This window comes from Clostridium sp. 1001283B150225_161107_B6 (genome assembly GCF_015556325.1).
Taxonomy (GTDB): Bacteria; Bacillota; Clostridia; order Lachnospirales; family Lachnospiraceae; genus Enterocloster.
The window spans coordinates 1,138,941-1,159,228 of record NZ_JADNMD010000001.1 but is presented as its reverse complement, the minus strand read 5'-3'; the positions used below and the strand labels follow the sequence as shown (position 1 = coordinate 1,159,228).

At 53.6% G+C, this 20,288-nt stretch carries 17 protein-coding genes; all 17 read left to right on the top strand.

The window, feature by feature from the left end:
- The first annotated feature begins 162 nt into the window (after window positions 1–162).
- The 17 genes from hydA to I2H39_RS05045 all read left to right on the top strand — a co-directional run bounded on the left by hydA (window position 163) and on the right by I2H39_RS05045 (window position 20,287).
- Entirely contained in the window at window positions 163–1,536 is a 1,374-nt protein-coding gene (gene hydA, locus I2H39_RS05125; RefSeq protein WP_195625949.1) for a dihydropyrimidinase, read from the top strand.
- Window positions 1,537–1,702: 166 nt separating this feature from the next.
- A complete protein-coding gene (locus I2H39_RS05120; RefSeq protein WP_138305732.1) occupies window positions 1,703–3,145 on the top strand; it encodes a solute carrier family 23 protein in 1,443 nt (480 codons plus the stop codon).
- Between the two features lie 33 nt (window positions 3,146–3,178).
- Complete coding sequence (locus tag I2H39_RS05115; RefSeq protein WP_138305733.1) at window positions 3,179–4,603, top strand: amidohydrolase; 1,425 nt, start codon at window positions 3,179–3,181, stop codon at window positions 4,601–4,603.
- Window positions 4,604–4,606: 3 nt separating this feature from the next.
- Window positions 4,607–5,953, top strand: a complete 1,347-nt coding sequence (locus I2H39_RS05110) for an amidohydrolase family protein (RefSeq protein WP_195625948.1) — start codon at window positions 4,607–4,609, stop codon at window positions 5,951–5,953.
- Window positions 5,944–8,304, top strand: coding sequence for a xanthine dehydrogenase family protein molybdopterin-binding subunit (locus I2H39_RS05105; RefSeq protein WP_195625947.1), 2,361 nt, complete (start codon window positions 5,944–5,946; stop codon window positions 8,302–8,304). Before I2H39_RS05110 ends, I2H39_RS05105 begins: the two co-directional genes overlap by 10 nt.
- Window positions 8,305–8,320: 16 nt before the next feature.
- Window positions 8,321–9,196 carry a xanthine dehydrogenase family protein subunit M gene (locus I2H39_RS05100; RefSeq protein WP_138305736.1) on the top strand — a complete coding sequence of 292 codons (876 nt, stop codon included), beginning with the start codon at window positions 8,321–8,323 and terminating at the stop codon, window positions 9,194–9,196.
- A gap of 11 nt (window positions 9,197–9,207) precedes the next feature.
- A complete protein-coding gene (locus tag I2H39_RS05095; protein WP_207739811.1) occupies window positions 9,208–9,690 on the top strand; it encodes a (2Fe-2S)-binding protein in 483 nt (160 codons plus the stop codon).
- Window positions 9,691–9,754: 64 nt separating this feature from the next.
- Complete coding sequence (dpaL, locus tag I2H39_RS05090; protein ID WP_138305738.1) at window positions 9,755–10,951, top strand: diaminopropionate ammonia-lyase; 1,197 nt, start codon at window positions 9,755–9,757, stop codon at window positions 10,949–10,951.
- Between the two features lie 20 nt (window positions 10,952–10,971).
- Window positions 10,972–12,171 (top strand): 4Fe-4S binding protein, encoded by a 1,200-nt coding sequence (locus I2H39_RS05085; protein WP_195625946.1) that lies wholly within the window; start codon window positions 10,972–10,974, stop codon window positions 12,169–12,171.
- Window positions 12,172–12,244: 73 nt separating this feature from the next.
- A complete protein-coding gene (locus I2H39_RS05080) occupies window positions 12,245–13,435 on the top strand; it encodes a YgeY family selenium metabolism-linked hydrolase (RefSeq protein ID WP_195625945.1) in 1,191 nt (396 codons plus the stop codon).
- A gap of 250 nt (window positions 13,436–13,685) precedes the next feature.
- Window positions 13,686–13,979: a DUF6506 family protein gene (locus I2H39_RS05075; RefSeq protein WP_243281773.1), complete on the top strand. Its 294-nt coding sequence runs from the start codon at window positions 13,686–13,688 to the stop codon at window positions 13,977–13,979.
- A gap of 58 nt (window positions 13,980–14,037) precedes the next feature.
- The gene (locus I2H39_RS05070; protein WP_138305742.1) at window positions 14,038–14,967 is read left to right on the top strand and encodes a membrane dipeptidase; all 930 of its coding nucleotides are present in this window, start codon (window positions 14,038–14,040) and stop codon (window positions 14,965–14,967) included.
- Window positions 14,968–14,988: 21 nt separating this feature from the next.
- Window positions 14,989–15,471 carry a (2Fe-2S)-binding protein gene (locus tag I2H39_RS05065; protein WP_138305743.1) on the top strand — a complete coding sequence of 161 codons (483 nt, stop codon included), beginning with the start codon at window positions 14,989–14,991 and terminating at the stop codon, window positions 15,469–15,471.
- Complete coding sequence (locus tag I2H39_RS05060) at window positions 15,461–17,725, top strand: molybdopterin cofactor-binding domain-containing protein (protein ID WP_195625944.1); 2,265 nt, start codon at window positions 15,461–15,463, stop codon at window positions 17,723–17,725. Before I2H39_RS05065 ends, I2H39_RS05060 begins: the two co-directional genes overlap by 11 nt.
- Before the next feature lie 48 nt (window positions 17,726–17,773).
- The gene (locus I2H39_RS05055) at window positions 17,774–18,394 is read left to right on the top strand and encodes a flavodoxin family protein (RefSeq protein ID WP_138305745.1); all 621 of its coding nucleotides are present in this window, start codon (window positions 17,774–17,776) and stop codon (window positions 18,392–18,394) included.
- 66 nt (window positions 18,395–18,460) lie between these two features.
- The gene (locus I2H39_RS05050; protein ID WP_138305746.1) at window positions 18,461–19,777 is read left to right on the top strand and encodes a solute carrier family 23 protein; all 1,317 of its coding nucleotides are present in this window, start codon (window positions 18,461–18,463) and stop codon (window positions 19,775–19,777) included.
- A 30-nt stretch (window positions 19,778–19,807) separates the two neighbouring features.
- A complete protein-coding gene (locus tag I2H39_RS05045; protein WP_195625943.1) occupies window positions 19,808–20,287 on the top strand; it encodes a (2Fe-2S)-binding protein in 480 nt (159 codons plus the stop codon).
- Window position 20,288 lies beyond the last annotated feature (1 nt).

Here is a 20,288-nt window from a genome sequence, read left to right as displayed (position 1 = left end):
CAAAGCGTTGCGGCTCTTGTTTTTTTTGTTCATATTTGTCTAAAAATTAACAATAATAGCGGCGAAAGCAGGAGTTTAAAGCTGTTCAGCCGGATAAAGCATGATGGGGACCCATGAAAAATATGGGCCTGAAATAAAACACAGGACAAAGAGGTGAGAAGGATGCTGTTAAAAAATGGAACCGTTATCAGCGGGACGGGATGTGTGCGGCAGGATATCCGCATCAGCGGGGAACGGATTGTACAGATTGGTCCGGGCCTAAAACCCCTTGAGGGGGAAGAGGTAATGGATGTGTCCGGCTGTCTGGCTGCGCCGGGCGGAATCGACGCCCACACCCACTTTGACATGCCCTGCGGCAGCATCATGACATCGGATGATTTTAAGAGCGGCACCAGGGCGGCAGTGGCAGGGGGAACCACCACAGTGATTGATTTCTCGGAACCCGAACACGGAGCCTGCCTCCAGAGCGGCCTGGACCGGTGGCATGAGAAAGCGGACGGACGGTCCTTTGCTGATTACTCCTTCCACATGACCTTGTCCCGGTATGATGAGGGCATGGAGGAGGAAATCCGTTCCATGATTCGCCAGGGAGTCACTTCTTTTAAGGCTTACACGGCTTACAAAGGAGACCTGGGAGTGGAGGACCGGGATATGTACCGGCTTCTGGCCCTGATGAAAAAACACGGTGTCCTTTTGATGATACACTGTGAAAACGGCGACATCCTGGATGTGCGCCGGGAGGAACTGGCGGCCGCAGGTCCGGCGGACATATCCCTCCATCCGCTGTCCAGGCCCAATGAGGTGGAGCATGAGGCCGTGTCACGGATGATTGACATGGCAAGACTTCTCACAGCTCCGGTATACATAGTCCACACCAGCACCAGACAGGCGCTGAAGGAGATAGAGGAAGCAAAGGAAGAGGGAGTGAGGGTTTACTGCGAGACTTGTCCCCAATACCTGTTCCTGACAGAGGAAAAGTACCGTCTTCCAGGTTTTGAGGGGGCCAAATATGTCTGCAGCCCGCCGCTGCGAAGCAGCAAAGACCAGGAAGCCCTGTGGAAGGGAATCATGCAGGGCATCGTGGATACGGTTTCCACGGACCACTGTTCCTTTAACTACAAAGGCCAGAAGGATTTGGGCCTGGAGGACTTCCGGCTCATACCAAACGGTCTGCCGGGTGTGGAGAACCGGCTGGAGCTGATGTATTCCCTGGCTGAGAGCCATGGACTTACATACAGCGACATCGCCAGGATAACGGCGGAAAATCCAGCAAAAATATTTGGTTTATATCCAAGGAAAGGAGTGATACAGCCAGGCAGCGACGCTGATTTGGTGATAATCCGGCCGGACAGCAGTCATGTCATCGATTCCGGCACACAGAGGCAGTATGTAGACTACAACCCTTACCAGGGCATGGTAGTTTCACATAAAGTCCAGCATGTATTCCTGAGAGGGCAAAAAATCATAGAGGACGGCGCATTTACGACAGATGTGCCCACCGGCAACTATTTACTCAGGAATCCATTGGTCAGATAGGCTTTTCTCCGGCTTTAGTCTATCTGTCAAGCCTGTACACTGGACGGATAAAGTACCATACCACAGGCACACCCCGGCAGGAACCAGGGTGGGTAACGACGAAGTCAGGAACACCCGAAGGGAAGAAGCCCCCTTTCGTATTCTTAATCAGTTAAAGGAGAACGACATGAATAAGAATGCATCCAAAAGTACTTCAACTATCAAAACAGGCTCTATTTATGAATTAAATGGACGCCCTCCATTCGCACAGGCATTTCCGCTGGGATTCCAGCAGCTTTTAGCCATGTTCGTGGGAAACATTGTTCCCATGATTCTGGTGGCAAATGCATGCGGCATGGACACTTCGCACGCTACACTGCTTCTGCAGTGCTCCATCCTGGGAGCCGGCGTGGCCACACTTCTGCAGGTATTCCCCATACGATTCGGCAATCTTCAATTCGGGTCAGGGCTGCCTGTCATGATGGGACTGACATACACATTTCTTCCCATCTGCATTTCCGTATCTGTCAATTATGGGTTAGGGGTTTTGTTTGGGGCGCAGTTAGTAGGCGGTCTGGTGTCCATTGTCATCGGTTTCGCTCTTCCAAAAATTAGGAGATTCTTCCCGCCGGTTGTGACAGGGACCATCATCACTTCCATCGGCATCTCCTGCTTCCCCATTGCTGCCTATAATCTGGCAGGCGGACAGGGAGACCCGTCCATGGGTCAGCTTCACAACTTTGTCATTGGTCTGATAGTCATTCTGGCCATCCTGATTCTCAACGGATACGGCAAAGGAATGGTCAGCGCGGCAGCCGTACTGGGCGGCATGATTGTGGGATATGTCATAGCAGCCATCTGCGGATACATAAACTTCGCGCCTATCAGCGAAGCAGCATGGTTTGCTGTTCCAAGGCCAATGGCATTTGGAAAACTGGAGTTCCACCTGAACTTTGTTCTGGTCTTTATCCTGCTGTTTTTTATCAATGCAGTGGAAATGTCAGGAGACTTCACGGTTTCAGCCACAGGCGGTCTGAACAGGCAGCCCAAGAACGAGGAGCTGAGAGGCGGCATTATCGCCAACGGCATTGCATGTATCTTTTCCTCTTTCTTCAACTGCTTTGCCACAGGAACCTACAGCCAGTGCTCCGGTATCGTAGCTCTGACAAAGGTCTGTAACCGGTGGGTCATGGGATGGGGAGCCATCACTCTGACCGCGGCAGCCTTCTGCCCCAAGCTGGCCAGCGTGCTTTCCACCATACCTAACTGCGTCATCGGCGGAGCCACAATCGTGGTATTCTCCATGATATGCATGTCCGGCATGAGCCTGGTGGCAAGAGCCAGATTCACCAACAGGGCCATGCTTATATGCGGACCTGCCCTTGCACTGGGACTGGGCATCTCCCTGGCTAAGGATACACTGTCAGGCATGGGTGAGTATGTGCAGATGTTCTTCGGGGAGTCTTCCATTATCCTGGTGGCCGGATTTGCCATTGTCCTGAACCTGATTCTTCCAAAGGACCAGACGGACCAGGAAGTGGAGGCAGAGTATATAAGGGAAATCAGCCAGACAGAAGAGGACGGCGCTGCATCTGAAAACGGCAATGAACTGGAGACAGCGAAAGCTTAATTGTGTGAATCAGAGAGAAAAGGAGTTTTGATTATGATTAACCATTTGTTTAAAAACGGAATCATTGTAACGGTAAATCCTGACAGGGAAATATTTTTTCACGGTGCGGTAGCTGTGAAGGACGGCCGGATTGCGGAGGTGGGACCCACCGAGGCATTGGAGGCCAAGTATACGGACTGTGAACGGGTGACGGACCTGGAGGGCAGGGTAATGTTCCCCGGCTTTGTAAGCACCCACAACCATTTGTTCCAGACCCTGCTTAGGGGACTGGGAGATGATATGGTATTAAAGGACTGGCTGGAAACCATGACCTTCCCCGCAGCCACCAATCTGACTCCTGATGACTGCTACCACGGCGCCATGCTGGGCCTGATGGAGGGCATCCACAGCGGCATCACCACCAATGTGGATTATATGTACCCCCATCCAAGGGAAGGACTGGACGACGGCGTTATAAAGGCCATGAGAGAACTGGGAATCCGCGGCATCTTCGGCAGGGGATGTATGGACACCGGTATTGAGTACGGCGTGCATCCGGGCATCACACAGCAGAAGGACGACATTGAGAAGGGTGTCAGGGACATCTTTGAGCGTTACCACAACTGCGACAACGGCCGCATCAAAATCTGGGTGGCTCCGGCAGCCATGTGGTCCAATACCAAAGAGACGCTGCAGATGCTGTGGAAGGTGACCAACGAATATAAGTCAGGCTTCACCGTACATATCTCAGAGACAGAGTTTGACAGGGAGGCAGCCAAGGGAATTCACGGCTTGTGGGATATAGACGCCATGATTGACATGGGAATCTGCGGACCCAACGTACTGATGGTGCACTGCGTACATCTGACGGATGAGGATATCGAGAAGGCAAGAAAATATGACCTTAAGATTTCCCACAACGTATGTTCCAACATGTACCTGTCCTCAGGCGTGGCCCCGATTCCAAAGCTTTTAAAGGCAGGCGTCACCTGTTCCCTGGGCGTGGACGGAGCAGCCTCCAACAACGCCAACGACATGATAGAGCTGATGAAGAACACGGCCCTGATGCAGAAATGCGCTACCAGGGACCCGCTGTCCATGTCAGCTGAGAAAGTAGTGGAGATGGCCACCATTGACGGCGCAAGGGCTATTGGCATGGAGGATGAGATTGGCTCCATCCAGGCAGGCAAGAAGGCTGACCTGGTAATCTTTGACCCATATGAATGCGTCAAGGCAGTGCCCCTTCACAATCCATGCTCCACCCTGGTGTACTCCGCATCCTTAAAGAACATTACAGATGTGTATGTAGACGGCAGGGCGGTTATGGAAAAGGGCGTCATCCTTACGGTGGAGGATGAAAAGACAGAGCTCCGGGCAGCCCAGAAGGCAGCGGAGGAGCTTTGTGTGAGAGGCAATATCACCAACCGCTTGGAAGGACATAAGTGGAACGATACTTATAGAAAATATGAGAGGCAGTAAATAATGACAAAAAATGGAAATCTGGCAGCGGCCATTATAAAACCAGACTATGTATTGACGCCTGAGGGCCTGAAAAAGGGCTGGGGCGTCCGGATTGAAGAAGGACGGATTGCCTGTGTGGGTCCATGGGATACGCTTGGGAACGGAAGCAGCGGGGAGGCGCAGACAATCTGCCTTCCGGGACAGATGCTTCTTCCGGGTTTTGTAAATGGGCACAACCACATGTACGGCGTTCTTTCCCACGGCATTACGGCAGAGGCAATGGTAACGGATTTCTCCGATTATCTGGAGGATTTCTGGTGGCCCTACGTGGAGGACAGAGTGGACCATGACCTGGCGCGAATCACAACCAGGTGGGCCTGCGTGGAGATGATTGACTCCGGGGTCACATCCTTTGTGGATATCCTGGAAGGACCTAATTCCATTCCCGGCGCCCTTGAGGTAGAAAAAGAGGAGGTGGAAAGGGCCGGCCTGCGCGGCCGACTGTCCTTTGAAGCCTGTGAGAGAAAGAGCGAAGAGAACGGCAGGCTGGGCCTGAAGGAGAATTTTGACTTTGCCATGGCCTGCAATCAGGAAGACGGCCTGGTGAAAGGCGTCATGAGCATTCACACCCTGTTTACCTGCGGCGAGGATTTCATACGTGAGGCAAAGCATATGGCAGATGAAGCCGGCTGCCTGCTTCACATGCATATGAGTGAAAGCGACCTTGAACCGGCATGGGCCAGGGAGCATCTGGGAACCACGCCTGTGGAGGCATACAACGGCTTTGGATGCCTGGACAAAAATGTCCTGGCTTCCCAGCTGGTGCAGGTCACTGATAAGGAAATAGCCATTCTGGCGGAAAAGGACGTAAAGGCCATTTCCATGCCCCTGTCCAACTGCGAGGTGGGAGGCGGAATCGCTCCCATCGAGAAGATGCTGGATGCAGGCATGACGGTTGGCCTGGGCACAGACGGCTATGTGAACAACTTCTTTGAAGTGATGCGGGGCGCGTTCCTGATACACAAGGGCTACCATAAGGACCCCCAGGCCATGCCTGCAAAGAAGGTATTTTGCATGGCCACAGAGCTGGGCGCAAGGGCTGTGGGCATAGAGGCGGGTGTCATTAAGGAAGGCATGCTGGCCGACCTGATTACCGTGGATATGGCCAGACCCACCCCTATCAATCAACATAACGTATATGACCAATTAGTACTTTTTACCAACCCCCAGAACGTGATAAACGTGATGGTGGGAGGCACATGGCTTAAGAGGGACGGGAAACTGGTTACCCTTGACAAGGAGGCTGTGCGCAGGGAGATGGAAGAAAAGACAGAGCGGTTCTGGAAAGGAGATTCAGAATGTCGTTAACAAAAGTAGGCGAAAAACATTTTTCTGTGGTTAACCACTGCGTACCCCGTATTGACGGGGTGGATAAGGTAACAGGAAGGGCGCGCTACGCAGCGGACATCTATATGGAAGGAATGCTTTACGCTGGAGTTTTGCGAAGCCCCTATTCCAGTGCCAAAGTAGTGTCCATTGATGCTGAAAAAGCAAAAGCGATTCCGGGTGTGGAGGCAGTGGTTACCTGCTTTGATATGCCCCGCACCAGAAGCTGGGCAGGGTACATGTACCTGACCGATACCATCCGTTACTCCGGTGACTGTGTGGCCATGGTTGCGGCCCGGTCAAAGGAGCTGGTGGATGAGGCTCTGGAGGCGATTCATGCAGAGTATGAGGAGCTTCCGGGCGTGTATACCATTGAGGAGGCCTTAAGCCAGGGCGCCTGTGCTGTCCATGAAAAATATCCCGACAATATTTTCAGGGAATCCATGTTCCATATCCGCAAAGGCGACCCGGATGCAGCATTTGAAAAGGCTGACATTGTTCTGGAAAGGGAATACAGGACCCAGTACATTGAGCACTCTTACATTGAACCGGAGGCATGCGTCTGCTACCTGAACCCCAACGACGGAGCTATGACCGTGCATTCCGCTTCCCAGAACCCCTTCTTTACAAGACGCTATGTGGCGGATGTGCTGGGAGTTCCCATGAACCAGGTCCGCATGGTGCAGGAAACCTTAGGCGGCACCTTCGGAGGCAAGGAAGAGGGAGCAGGGCTGGTGGCAGGCAGATGCGCCTACCTGTGCAGCCTGACGAAAAAGCCTGTGAAGTTTGTGTTTAACAGGGAGGACTCCTTCCTGGAATCTGCAAAGCGCCATCCCTTCCGTCTGCGCTACAAGGCCGGACTTACAAAGGACGGCCGGATTGTGGCCTGGCAGGGCGAGCAGGTGGATAACTGCGGAGCCTACAATAACCAGACCCAGTTCATGAACTGGAGGGCCAATGTCCATTCAGCAGGCCCTTATGAGATTGACAACATCAGCACAGATACATACGGCGTGTTCACAAACAATGTGCACTCCGGAGCCATGAGAGGCTATTCATCCCCACAGCTGATTTGGGCGCAGGAGCAGTTCATCGAGGAGCTGGCCATGGCCTGCGGCATGGATGAGCTGGAATTCCGCCGCAAGAACCTTCTCCACGACGGGGCACTGACAGCCACCGGCGTTCCTGTGGAACACTGCGTCATCCGGGAAATCATGGATGCAACGGCGGAACAGACCGGTTATAAGGAGAAACACGCAGCCTACTTAAACCAGCCTGAGGGAAGCCGCAGGCGCAGGGGCATCGGCCTGGCCGTATGCCACAGGGGTTCAGGCCTGGGAGCCGAGTCTCCGGATGCATCCGGATGTATGATGATTTGCAACGAGGACGGTTCCGTGATGATTAACTCCGGTCTGGCGGAGAACGGCCAGGGCTTAAAGACAGCCTATGCCCAGATTGCGGCAGAGGCCCTGGGCGTAAGCTATGACGCGGTCCGTTTCTTCGGCACTGACACCCACACCATACCGGACTGCGGCATGACCGTTGCTTCCAGAGGAACGGTTATGGGAGCACAGTCTGTCAGGAAGACAGGAGAGAAGTTAAAAGGAGTCATGATTCAGAATGCTCTGGAGCTCCACAGCCTTCCTCTGGAGGAAATCGAGAAGACATACGGCCTTAAGAAGGGAACCCTGGATTACAGCAGGATAACCCCGGACCAGGTGGAGCTGTTAGACAGCCAGTTTTATTTGAAGAAATACCCGGATGTGAAGGTTCCCTTCTCCGGTGTCTGCAATTCCTGTCTCTGGACCGGCAAGCAGATGGCTGCCTTTGAATGGTTTAAGCCCCAGGAGCTGGTTCAGGACCACGAAACAGGCCAGGGAAAAGCATTCCCCACCTTTGCTTACGGCTGCATTGTGGCTGAAGTGGAAGTGGATATGAAAACCGGCTATGTGGATGTGCTGGAGGTAACAGCCAGCCACGACGTGGGTACAGCCATTAATCCGGCCCTTGTAAAGGGACAGATTTACGGAGGCATTGTCATGGGCCAGGGCTTTGCGGTGACAGAGGACGTGGTTACCGGAAAGAGAGGCCAGAAGACAAAGAACTTTGACAGCTATATTCTTCCCACCTCCATGGACGCACCGAAAATGAACATTAATATCTATGAAAACCAGGACCCGGCAGGTACCTATGGGGCAAAATCCATCGGAGAACCAGCCACCGAGGGCGTGGGGGCAGCCATTGCCAATGCCATCTTTAACGCCACCGGACACAGGGTCTATGAGAATCCTGCAGACTTAGAGACAGTATTGCTGGGACATAAATTACAGTAGAAGGGAGATTCGGCAAATGATTCAGTATAAGTATCACAGGGCCGCTTCCCTGGACGACGTAGTGAAGGTGCTGCAGGAATACGGCGGCAAGGCCCGTATCGTCGCCGGGGGCACGGATATCATGGTGCAGATTCATGAAAAGGATAAACGCTGGAAGGACCTCCAGTGTCTGCTTGACATCACCTATTTAGACAAGGAGCTGCGCTATATCAGCGAGGATGAGGAGTATGTCTACATCGGCCCCCTGTCCACACACACGGATTTGGAGCAGTCAAAAATTATTGCAGAGCACATCCCCTTTCTGGGATGGGCCAGCGCAACTGTGGGTTCCCCGCAGATACGCAACCGCGGCACCCTGGGCGGAAGCATAGGCAATGCATTCCCTGCCTCTGACCCGCTGCCTGCCCTGATTGCTGCAGACGCCCTTATCAGGGTGTATGGGCAGGATGGGGAACGCATCAGCCCTCTGAAGGATTTTTATGAGGGAAAGGGAAGCCTTAAGCTTCAGCCGGGAGAATTCATCCGTGAATTCGTGGTGAAGAAACTGCCTGAGGGAACCAGAATGGGATTTTCCAAGCTGGGCAGGAGAAAGGCACTGGCCATATCCAGGCTTAACTGTGCGGCCGCCCTTACCATGGACTCTGAGGGAACCATCACAGAGGCCAGAATTGCACCGGGTTGTATCTTTGTACAGCCTGACAGGGTGGAGAAGGCAGAACAGGTCCTCATTGGACAGAAACCCTCCGAAGCGCTGTTTGCCAAAGCAGGGGCAGCCGTGGCAGAGGTTATGATTGAGCGTACCGGCGTCCGCTGGTCCACCCAGTATAAGGAGCCGGCGGTCCAGGAAATCGTACTTCGGGCCCTGTGCCAGGCAGCAGGAATGGAGGTATAGCAGTGGAGAAGATGAAGATAAATTTTACATTGAATGGAAAGCCCTGCCAGGTGGAGGTCAAACCGCACCAGAGGCTTCTGGATATGCTGAGGGACGACCTGCGCCTGACCGGTACAAAGGAAGGCTGCGGAATCGGTGAGTGCGGCGCCTGTACCGTGATTCTGGACGGAAAGGCAGTTACAGCCTGCCTGGTGCCTGCACCGGCCGTGGACGGACGTGATGTGGTTACCATCGAGGGCGTGGGCTGTGACGGAAAGCTGGACCCGGTGCAGGAGGCGGTTCTTGAAAACCACGCCCTCCAGTGCGGATTCTGTACTCCGGGATTTATCATGAGCGCCAAGGCGCTGTTAGACGAGAACCCGGATGCAACACGGGAGGAAATCCGCCGGGCCATATCCGGAAACCTGTGCCGCTGCACAGGGTACGAACAGCTGACCGACGCCATCTACCAGGCAGCAGAGGAGCTTAAGAAGCTTCACATGGAGAGGCTGTAGCGGATAAATAAAGCAGGGCCGGCGGATGACTGCCCTCAATATAAAATCAAGGAGATATTGGAACATGAGCTGTGAAATCAAATGGGCTTTAAACAAAATGCCTAAGACCGAAGATAAAAATCTTCCCATCATGTCTGTGGTGGAGGTAAAGAAGGCAAGGGCTTTCCATGAGAGCATTCCCCAGTACCAGGTAACGCCTTTGGCAGACCTTAAGAACATGGCAGGATATCTGGGCCTGGCCAAGGCCTGTGTAAAGGATGAGAGCTACCGGTTCGGCTTAAATGCATTCAAGGTATTAGGCGGTTCCTATGCCATTGCAAAATACATTGCCAAGGAGACTGGTCGGGACATCAGCCAGATGCCGTACAGCGTGCTCACCTCCAAAGAGCTTCGCGATGAATTCGGCCAGGCAACCTTTTTCTCAGCAACAGACGGCAACCACGGCAGAGGAGTTGCCTGGGCAGCCAACCGGCTGGGGCAGAAATGCGTTATCCGCATGCCTGTGGGCTCCACCGAGAACAGGCGCCGCCACATTGAGGACGAGGGCGCTGAGTGTACCATTGAGAAGGTAAATTACGACGACTGTGTCAGGATGGTAGCCGAGGAGGCAAAACACGCGGAGCGCGGCGTGGTAATCCAGGACACTGCATGGGAAGGCTACGAGGAGATTCCTTCCTGGATTATGCAGGGCTATTCCACCATGGCGGACGAGGCAGTGGAGCAGTTTGAGGAGCGCCCCACCCATGTGTTTGTCCAGGCCGGCGTGGGAAGCCTGGCAGGAGGCGTGGTGGGCTACTTTGCCAACAAGTATAAGAAGAATCCTCCGGTGATGGTAGTGGTGGAAGCAGAGCCTGCGGCCTGCCTCTACAAGGGGGCGGAGGCAGCAGACGGGGAAATCCGTATTGTGGACGGCGAGATGCCTACCATTATGGCCGGACTGTGCTGCGGCGAACCCAATATCACTTCTTGGGATATCTTAAAGAACCATGTGACTGCATTCCTGGCAGTGAATGATGATGTGGCCAGAAGGGGCATGCGTATGCTGGCAGCTCCCTTTAAGGGAGACCCCCAGGTCATTTCCGGTGAGTCCGGCGCAGCCACATTCGGCGCCCTGGCCACCATCATGATGGATGAATCCTACCGCGAGCTGCGTTTAGAGCTTGGACTGGACCAGGATTCCAAGGTACTTATGTTCTCCACCGAGGGAGACACGGACCCTGACCGCTATAAGACCATTGTATGGGAAGGCGGACTTAAGTAAACAAAAGCTGGAGGTAAATTATGTTAGATAAATCAAAATTAACCGGAGCAGATATCTCCATAGACTTCTGCGGATGCCATCTGCAGAGCCCCTACATCCTCTCGTCCGGCCCCTTATGCTACGGGGCTGAGGGAATGATTAAGGGCCATGAGTCCGGGGCTGGGGCCGTGGTGACAAAGACCATCCGCCTGGGAGCCGCCATCAACCCGGTGCACCACATGGGCACTGTGAACCAGGATTCCCTGATTAACTGTGAGAAATGGGCTGATTCCGACCGTCTTAACTGGTATGAGAACGAGATACCCAAAACCGTTGCAGCGGGAGCTGTTGTCATTGGTTCCGTGGGCCACACCCTGAAGGAGGCCCAGGCCATTGTAAAGGATGTGGAACGTGCGGGGGCCCATATGATTGAGCTGGTTTCCTATACAGAGGATACCCTGATTCCCATGCTGGACTATACCAAGGCGCATGTGGACATTCCCGTTATCTGCAAGCTGTCCGGCAACTGGCCCGACACAGTGGGAACTGCCAGAAAATGTCTGGAGCACGGTGCAAACGGTATCTGCGCCATTGATTCCATCGGCCCCACGCTGAAGATTGATATTGAGAAGGCAGCGCCCGAGATGATGAGCGGGGACGGCTTTGGATGGATGACAGGAGCTGCCATGAGACCCATTGCCATGCGCTACAATTACCAGATAGCCAAAGAAAACCCGCAGCTCATGAACCTGTATGCATCCGGCGGAGTCATGAAGGCCGATGATGCCATTGAGTACATGATGGCGGGAGCCATGGGCATAGGCGTCTGCACCGCAGGCATCCTTAAGGGTGTGGAGTATGTGGAGAAAATGTGCTACGACCTGTCCAGGCGTCTGGCTGAGCTGGGATACAACTCCATCCAGGAAGTAAACAGGGCAGCCCATCCCAATTTCCCCAGTGAAGAGCATATTTCCGGCCTGAAGTTCCATTTTACCCCATTTAAGGAGGACGGCGCCACAAAGAAATGTGTGAGCTGCAAAAAGTGCGAGACAGTCTGCTGCTATGGCGCCAGGAAGCTCACCTTCCCTGAGATGACAGTGGATATGGATAAATGCAGATGCTGCGGACTCTGCCTGGATGTATGTCCTACAGGCGCCCTCACGGCGGAGCTGGCTCCCCAGACAGAAAAGGACCTTGCTCTGGCGCAGAAGTCAAAGGACTTCTACGAGCTGGTGAAGTAGTTAACCCTGATGGCCGCTGCTTTATCCGGCACTGTCAGGGAATCCATTCATATATAGAAAGGAAGAAAAACAAATGTCAATGTTAAACGAGAAAAGGGCGGAGGAACTTCTGGCCCTCACAACCAAGATGATTCAGGCTCCCAGCTACAGCGGACAGGAGAACCTGGTAGTAGACGTAATGAAGAAATTCTGTGGCGAGCACAAGTTTACGGATATCCATGTAGACAGATACGGCAACTGCATCTGCCATATCAAGGGTATGAGGCCGGGACCAAAGATTCTGTTTGACGGCCATATGGATACGGTTCCTGTACCGGATAAGACAAAATGGAATCACGACCCATTCGGCGCTGAAATCGTGGACGGCAGGATGTACGGACGGGGAACCTCCGACATGAAGGGCGCCCTGTCAGCCATGCTGGCAGCAGCACTTTACTATGCAGAGGATGCGGATTATGACTTCCCGGGGGATATCTATGTGGCGGGCGTTGTCCATGAGGAGTGCTTTGAGGGCGTGGCTGCAAGGGAAATCAGCGCTTATGTAAAGCCGGATTATGTTATCATCGGCGAGGCGTCCCAGTTAAATATGAAGATTGGCCAGAGAGGCCGTGCGGAAATCGTGGTGGAGACCTTTGGTGTTCCGGCGCACTCTGCCAGCCCTGACAAGGGAGTCAATGCTGTCTATAAGATGTGCAAGGTAATTGAGGAAATCAATAAGCTGACACCGCCTCACCACGATGTGCTGGGCGACGGCATCCTGGAACTGGTGGATGTAAAATCCTCCCCATATCCGGGCGCATCCGTTGTGCCGGATTATTGCCGCGCAACCTATGACAGACGTCTTCTGACCGGAGAGACAAAGGAGAGCGTTATAGCTCCGCTGCAGGAGCTGCTGGACCGTATGATGAAGGAAGACCCGCAGTTAAAGGCAAAGGTTTCCTACGCAGTGGGACAGGAGAAGTGCTGGACCGGAGAAACAATTGAGGCAGAGCGTTTCTTCCCGGGATGGCTCTTCGACAAGAACGAGGACTGGGTACAGAACATTTATAAGGAAATGAAGGAAATAGGCCTGAACCCAACCATCACCAACTATGATTTCTGCACCAATGCCAGCCACTATGCAGGCGAGGCGGGAATCCGTTCCGTAGGCGTTGGCCCGTCCCTTGAGACACTGGCCCACACCATCAACGAATACATTGAGATAGACCAGCTGAACAAAGTAATGGAATCCTATTACGGAGTTATGAAGGCGCTGTTGAAATAGCAGCATAAAAAGGATAGTTCCCTGGGAAGCAGGGCTTAAGCGTGTAAGGTCCATACCCACACGCTTTGCCCTGTTTGCCGGGGTCAGATGCGTATAGCACGTAAGCGCCTGAAAGACAGGCGCTAGCTCATAGCGAGCCACTCCACTAAGTTCGTGGAGGACCTCACTAAGTGGAGATGACATGCATCGCACGTAAGCGCCTAAAAGACAGGCGCTAAGTGCTCATAGCGAGAAAGGATTTATTATGGCGATGAAGAAATGGGCTATGGTAATTATGAACCCGGGTTATGACCCGGAAAAAGACATGGCGCGCCTGGATTTGGAGCAGGTTGAGACGCATATCCTCACGGTGAGGAATCCTGAGGAGGCCGTGGCCCTGGCGAAACGTCTGGGTGAAGAGGGCTTTGGGGCCATTGAGGTCTGCGGGGCTTTCGGTGAAGAACTGGCAAAGAAAATGTATGAAGCAACAGGATGCAGGGTTCCGGTGGGCTATGTGACCATGCCCCAGGACCAGTTTGACAAGGCGCTGGCATTCTGGAGCTGACCGCAGGCTGTGCCGGAGGGCCGGCACAGACAAATCCAGTGAGAAAGGAATACATACTATGAGGCTCTTTGATTTACACTGCGACACCATAGAAGAATTAAAGAAACGGGGAGAGGATTATCTTAACTGCACCACCCAGTTCTCCCTCAGGGACCGGGATAAATTTGAAAAGGCAGTCCAGGTCATGGCTGTATTTGTGCCCGATGATGTCCGCGGACAGGAGGCAGTGCAGTTTGTGCTGGATTACCACCAGTACATGGATGACCAGGTCAGAAGAACCGGAGGCCAGGCTGAACTGGTGGAAAAAATTGCGGATTTGGACCGGATACTGGATGCAGGAAAATGGGCCTTTATCCGCTCCATTGAAAGCGGGGCAGCCTTAAACGGTGACCTGGACAACGTAGACCGCTTTGCAGCCCTGAATTTCAAAATGCTGGGGCTGGTATGGAACGGGGCCAATGAGCTGGGGTCCGGTCCGGCCAATGATACCGGGCTCACAGCCTTTGGAAAGGAAGCAGTAAAGCGGATGGAGCAGGTGGGCATGATTGTGGACTGTTCCCATCTCAACGATGCGGGGTTTGAGGACCTTCTGAACATTGCAGAACGTCCCTTCGTGGCATCCCACTCCAATGTCAGGGCGTGCTGCAGCCACCCCAGAAACCTTACGGACGCGCAGTTTAAGGAAATCGTGCGCCGGGGAGGCCTGTGCGGACTGAATCTGTTCTCCCGGTTCATAGATGACGATGACAATGGAAGCAAGGATTATCTGCTGCGCCACATCTACCACATGCTGGAGCTGGGCGGAGAGGATGTGATAGCCTGGGGCGGGGACATGGACGGCGAGATTACCTGCGACCCCGACCTGTCCTCGCCTTACGGTCTGGGACAGTTTGCGGACTATCTGGTGGAACACGGCATTGGGGAAGAAACAGTGAAAAAGATTTTCTTTGACAATGCGTACCGGTTCTTCAAACAACAAGTCAAATGATGTTCTGAAAGGAAATACAATATGGAAACAATTAGCCTGAATATCAACGGGGTCTGTCGGGAACTGGCAGTTGGAAAAAACTGGACGCTGTTAAAGACGCTGAGGGACGGCCTGAAGCTAACAGGAACCAAATGCGGCTGCGAAACAGGGGACTGCGGTGCCTGCATGGTCATTATAGACGGAATTGCCACCCGTTCTTGCCTGGTAAAGGCTGTTAATCTGGAAGGCAAGGCCATTGAAACCATTGAGGGCCTTTCAGACGGCATCCATCTGCATCCAATCCAGCAGGCCTTTGTGGATGCGGGAGCCGTTCAGTGCGGCTTCTGTATTCCGGGTATGATTATGTCAGCCAAGGCTCTTCTGGACCAGAACCCGGACCCCGATGAGGAGGAGGTCAGAAAGGCCATTGACCCTAATCTCTGCCGCTGCACCGGGTATGACAATATCGTGAAGGCCATTTTACTGGCTGCCAGCCGGATGGGAGGAAAACGGGATGGAGAATGAATACAGTGTAATCGGAAAACCAAGACCCATAGGCGACGCTGCCCTGAAGGTAACGGGACAGAAAATATATGTAGGTGATATGGAACTGCCCGGAATGCTCTACGCAAAGGTGCTCCTGAGCACGGTGCCCCATGCCAGAATCAAGAGCATCGACACCTCCGCGGCCGAGGCCCTGCCTGGGGTGAGGGCAGTGGCCACCTATAAGAATACGCCCCAGGTGCGCTACAACAGCGCGGTCCGCTTCATTGAGCACAATCTTCCTGACACGGAGCGTATCTTTGACGATACCGTTCGTTTTGTGGGGGACCGGGTGGCTGCCGTGGCAGCAGAGTCCCTGGATATTGCCAAAAGGGCAGTAAACCTGATTAAGGTGGAGTACGAAGCCCTGCCTGTGATTACCGATGTGGAGGAAGCCATAAAGCCCGAAGCCTACCCGATTCATGAGGGAGGCAACATCGTGGGCGTATCCAGGGCAGAGGCAGGCAATGTGGAGGAGGCTTTTAAGGAGTGCGATTATGTATTTGAGGACCGCTACACCACCCAGTCCATCCACCATGCTGCCATTGAACCGCACATAGCCATAGCTGACTTTAATCCGGCCGGAAAGCTGACCATATACAGCCCATGCCAGAATACCTTTGCCTTCCGTGTCATTATGTCCCGTATCTTCGGCCTGTCTTATAACAAGATACGGATGGTGGCCCCGGCCATCGGCGGAGCCTTTGGAGGCAAGCTGGAGGTGACAGTGGAGCCGGTGGCGGCAGTGCTGTCCCGGATGACGGGAAAGCCTGTGAAGGTGGAGTACAACCGGAAGGAAAGCATCCTGTCCACCCGTGTGCGCCATGCCTCTGTGAATTATGTGAAGACGGGATTCATGAAGGACGGCACCTTAAAGGCAGTGGACTTTAAGGTTTACACCAATACGGGAGCCTATGCGTCCAGCGCCCTGAACGTAAGCGGCGCCATGTCCCACAAGGTCTTTAAGGCATATAAGATTGACCACATGCGTTTTCAGTGCCAGCCCGTGTACACCAATACCGAGATAGCAGGAGCCATGAGAGGGTACGGCTCGCCCCAGGTCTATTTCGGGTGGCAGAGACAGATGCAGAAAATTGCCGATTTCCTCCACATGGATATGGCTGACCTGCAGATGAAGAATATGGTGGACCCTGACAGCTGCGACCCTATTTTCCACAAGCCCCACGGCAACTCCAGGCCCAAGGACTGCTTAAAGCGGGCACTGGAGCTCATAGATTATGAAGCCTGCCTGAAGGAGCAGGAGGCCACCAGGAATCAGGATATCCGTATAGGCGTGGGCCTGGCATTGGGAGTCCACGGCAACAACTGCGTAGGCGCCCACCGGGATGTGACCACCCCCATGATTAAGATGAATGAGGACGGCTCCTGCATTTACTATACCGGTTCCCACGACATGGGTACCGATACCCTGGGAATGCAGATGCAGATTGTCTCAGAGGTGCTGGGAATCAGCATGGACCGGATTGACTGCCTGGCAGCGGACACGGATGTGGTCCACTGGCATATCGGGGACTATTCCAGCCGCGGCGTGTTCGTGGCAGGAAGCGCGGCCAAGAAAACAGCCGAGGCAATGAAACGGGAACTGCAGACAGAGGCAGCCAAGCTTCTGGAGACAGAGCCGGATGATATCGTGCTTCACCATGACAGTGCCTGGAGCCGGACCAATGAGGAGAAACATGCCTCCCTTCACGATGTGATGGTTTACTGCCAGTCCGTGAGCATGAGGGAGCTGATGGTGGCTGAGACTTACGAGGCAAAACGGGGCGCCACTTCCTACGGGGTACATATTGCCAAGGTGGAAGTCAACACCCTGACCGGGGAGGTAAGGCCCCTGGAATATGCGGCGGTTCACGACATCGGCCGCGCCATCAATCCGCTGATGCTGAAGGGACAGCTGGCAGGCGCCATCCAGATGGGACTGGGTTATGGTCTGTGCGAGGACATGGCCTATGACGGAAATGGAAAGCCCCAGGTACAGACACTGAAAAAATACAAGGTGCTCCGGGCATCGCAGATGCCTAAGCTCTATATGGACTTTGTGGAAACCGTGGAAGGGGAACCGGATGGCCCTTACGGGGCAAAGGCCCTGGGCGAGTGTCCTGTGGTTCCGGCTGCTCCGGCAGTGGTGAATGCAATCTGCAACGCTGTCCACGGGGAAATCAATGAACTTCCGGCAAGGCCCGACCGGGTTCTGGCAGCCTTGGGAGATAAATAGAACTTCATACGGTGCAGTCTCACTGCGCCGGGAAAGGGGAAGAAACATATGGTTAAGATACTGGGAATCTGCGGCAGCCCGCGCCGCAAATCCTGCTACAAGGCGCTGGAGACAGCCCTTGAAGCAGCTAAGAATGCAGAGGAAGGCGTGGAGGTGGAGCTGGTGGAGCTGCGCGCCAAAAAGATGAATTTCTGCATCCACTGCAACAAGTGCCTGCGGGATAAATCCGACCGCTGCACCGTGTTTAAGGACGACATGACAGAGCTGTACGACAAATTCTACGAGGCAGACGGCGTAATCATCGCATCACCTGTCTATGAGATGAATATCACGGCACAGCTTTGCACCTTCTTTGACCGGTTCCGCTCCGCATGGCTTAAGGGAGTGGAGGACCCTGACTTCTTTGCCCACAAGGTGGGGGCGGGAATCACGGTAGGGGGCACCCGCAACGGAGGCCAGGAGGCCACCATGAATTCCATCACCAACTTTTTCCTGACCCAGGGAATGACGGTCTGTACAGGCGGCTCAGGCATGTATTCCGGCCCCATGCTGTGGAATCCCGGAGACGGCTCCACAGAGATAGACGACCCGGAGGGTTTTAAGAACTGTGAAATCCTGGGACGGAAGATGGCAAAGATGGCCAGAATCATGAAAGAGGCCAGGTTTTGATGCTCCAACACGGCAATTCGTAACTTGACAACTGATATATGATAAAACTTATAAAGGGGATATTTTATGAAAATGCAATATGGATTTGACGACAAGGTTCCTGCCGGTAAGGCCGTTCCTTGGGCCCTTCAATACGTGTTTACTATTTTTACAGGTTCCATGACAGGTTCCATCATGCTTGCCAGCGGAGCCGGGATGAACTCGGCAGATACGGCATTCCTGATTCAATGCGGTCTGTTTGCCTGCTGCATCACCACACTGATTCAGTCGCTGGGAATACGCATCGGTAAGTTCCAGATTGGCGCCAGGCTGCCCCTGGTGTCCGCAGGCAGCTGGACCCTTATCACGCCCATGGTGCTGTTTGCAAATGACCCGAATATCGGGATTCCGGGAGCTTTTGGCGCTGCCTGCCTTGGCACGCTGCTGCTGTTCCTGCTGGGACCTATTGTTATTGACAAACTGTACAAATATTTTACGCCCGCAGTAACCGGCTCCGTGGTTCTGGCAGTGGGAATGTGCCTTATTCTCAATGCCTGGAACGACATGGTGGATTACAATCCAACGGGACCGGATGCCATGAAGCTGTTCCTTATCGGTGTGGCCATTGCCGCAATCTGCATTATCATCGACCATTTTGCAAAGGGTATTGTCCAGTCACTGGCAGTGCTCATTGCCATGGTGGCAGGCTATGTTTTCTGCGCCGCAACCGGAATGGTGGATTTCTCTCAGGTAGGAAACGCTTCCTGGATAGCTGTTCCCAGACCTCTCAGCTTTGGAATGACAGTGAATCTGGGCGCTGTAATCACTGTATTTATCATCCATATTGCAACCATTATGGAGAACTCCGGCAATACCACCGGCGTTGTCACTGCCACGGACGAGGGCCTTCCCACCAAGGAGACCTTAAAAGCTTCCGTGCGGGGCGATGCCCTGGGCGGCATATTCTCCACCCTGTTTAATGCACTGCCCATGTGTGTGGCTGCCCAGAACTCCGGCGTGGAGGTTATGTCCGGCGTGGCATCCAGATTTGTCACAGCCATTGCAGGCGTTATCTTCGGCCTAATGGCCATATTCCCGAAGTTCTCACAGATACTGGCCCTGATTCCCAATCCGGTCTTAGGCGGTATTCTGTTAGTTACCTTCGGAAATATCATTGCCAGCGGTATCAAGGTCATTGGATTTGACGAGAACAACAAGAGAAACTTTACCATCATTGCCCTGGCGGCGGCAGTGGGAATCGGCGGTAATTTCGCCCAGGCAGCAGGAACCCTTGCGTTCCTTCCATCCACGGTTGTCACGCTGTTTACCGGTATTTCCGGTACAGCCATCACTGCCCTGGTACTGAATATCATTCTTCCTGTCGAGAAAAAGGAAGAGGCATAGAGGCAGAACATATCAGATAGGGAGGTCAAGATGGAATTAGTAACATTAAACGTTAACGGAAGAACCTATAGCATAGCAGTGGAGAAAAACTGGACCCTGCTCCACACCCTTCGGGAGGTCCTGGACCTGACCGGCACCAAATGCGGATGCAGCACAGGGGACTGCGGTTCCTGCAAGGTCATCATTGACGGGGAGGCTGTCAACTCCTGTACTGTAAGGGCAATGGACCTGGGAGGAAAGTCCATTGAGACGATTGAGGGAGTATCCCCTGACCGGTTTACCCTTCATCCAATACAGCAGGCATTTATTGACTGCGGCGCCATACAGTGCGGTTTCTGTACGCCGGGTATGGTTATGGCTGCCAAGGCTCTTTTAGATAAGAATCCGGACCCAACCGAGGAGGAAATCAAGGAAGCCATGAAAGGCAACCTGTGCCGCTGCACCGGATACGCAATGATACTGGAGGCCGTGAAGCGTGCGGCCCAGGCCATGAGAAAGGAGGGAAGATAGC

Bases quoted from the DNA above. Each gene is read 5' to 3' on its own strand.
- hydA (WP_195625949.1), top strand. From the start codon at position 163: ATGCTGTTAAAAAATGGAACCGTTATCAGCGGGACGGGATGTGTGCGG.
- I2H39_RS05120 (WP_138305732.1), top strand. From the start codon at position 1,703: ATGAATAAGAATGCATCCAAAAGTACTTCAACTATCAAAACAGGCTCT.
- I2H39_RS05115 (WP_138305733.1), top strand. From the start codon at position 3,179: ATGATTAACCATTTGTTTAAAAACGGAATCATTGTAACGGTAAATCCT.
- I2H39_RS05110 (WP_195625948.1), top strand. From the start codon at position 4,607: ATGACAAAAAATGGAAATCTGGCAGCGGCCATTATAAAACCAGACTAT.
- I2H39_RS05105 (WP_195625947.1), top strand. From the start codon at position 5,944: ATGTCGTTAACAAAAGTAGGCGAAAAACATTTTTCTGTGGTTAACCAC.
- I2H39_RS05100 (WP_138305736.1), top strand. From the start codon at position 8,321: ATGATTCAGTATAAGTATCACAGGGCCGCTTCCCTGGACGACGTAGTG.
- I2H39_RS05095 (WP_207739811.1), top strand. From the start codon at position 9,208: ATGAAGATAAATTTTACATTGAATGGAAAGCCCTGCCAGGTGGAGGTC.
- dpaL (WP_138305738.1), top strand. From the start codon at position 9,755: ATGAGCTGTGAAATCAAATGGGCTTTAAACAAAATGCCTAAGACCGAA.
- I2H39_RS05085 (WP_195625946.1), top strand. From the start codon at position 10,972: ATGTTAGATAAATCAAAATTAACCGGAGCAGATATCTCCATAGACTTC.
- I2H39_RS05080 (WP_195625945.1), top strand. From the start codon at position 12,245: ATGTCAATGTTAAACGAGAAAAGGGCGGAGGAACTTCTGGCCCTCACA.
- I2H39_RS05075 (WP_243281773.1), top strand. From the start codon at position 13,686: ATGAAGAAATGGGCTATGGTAATTATGAACCCGGGTTATGACCCGGAA.
- I2H39_RS05070 (WP_138305742.1), top strand. From the start codon at position 14,038: ATGAGGCTCTTTGATTTACACTGCGACACCATAGAAGAATTAAAGAAA.
- I2H39_RS05065 (WP_138305743.1), top strand. From the start codon at position 14,989: ATGGAAACAATTAGCCTGAATATCAACGGGGTCTGTCGGGAACTGGCA.
- I2H39_RS05060 (WP_195625944.1), top strand. From the start codon at position 15,461: ATGGAGAATGAATACAGTGTAATCGGAAAACCAAGACCCATAGGCGAC.
- I2H39_RS05055 (WP_138305745.1), top strand. From the start codon at position 17,774: ATGGTTAAGATACTGGGAATCTGCGGCAGCCCGCGCCGCAAATCCTGC.
- I2H39_RS05050 (WP_138305746.1), top strand. From the start codon at position 18,461: ATGAAAATGCAATATGGATTTGACGACAAGGTTCCTGCCGGTAAGGCC.
- I2H39_RS05045 (WP_195625943.1), top strand. From the start codon at position 19,808: ATGGAATTAGTAACATTAAACGTTAACGGAAGAACCTATAGCATAGCA.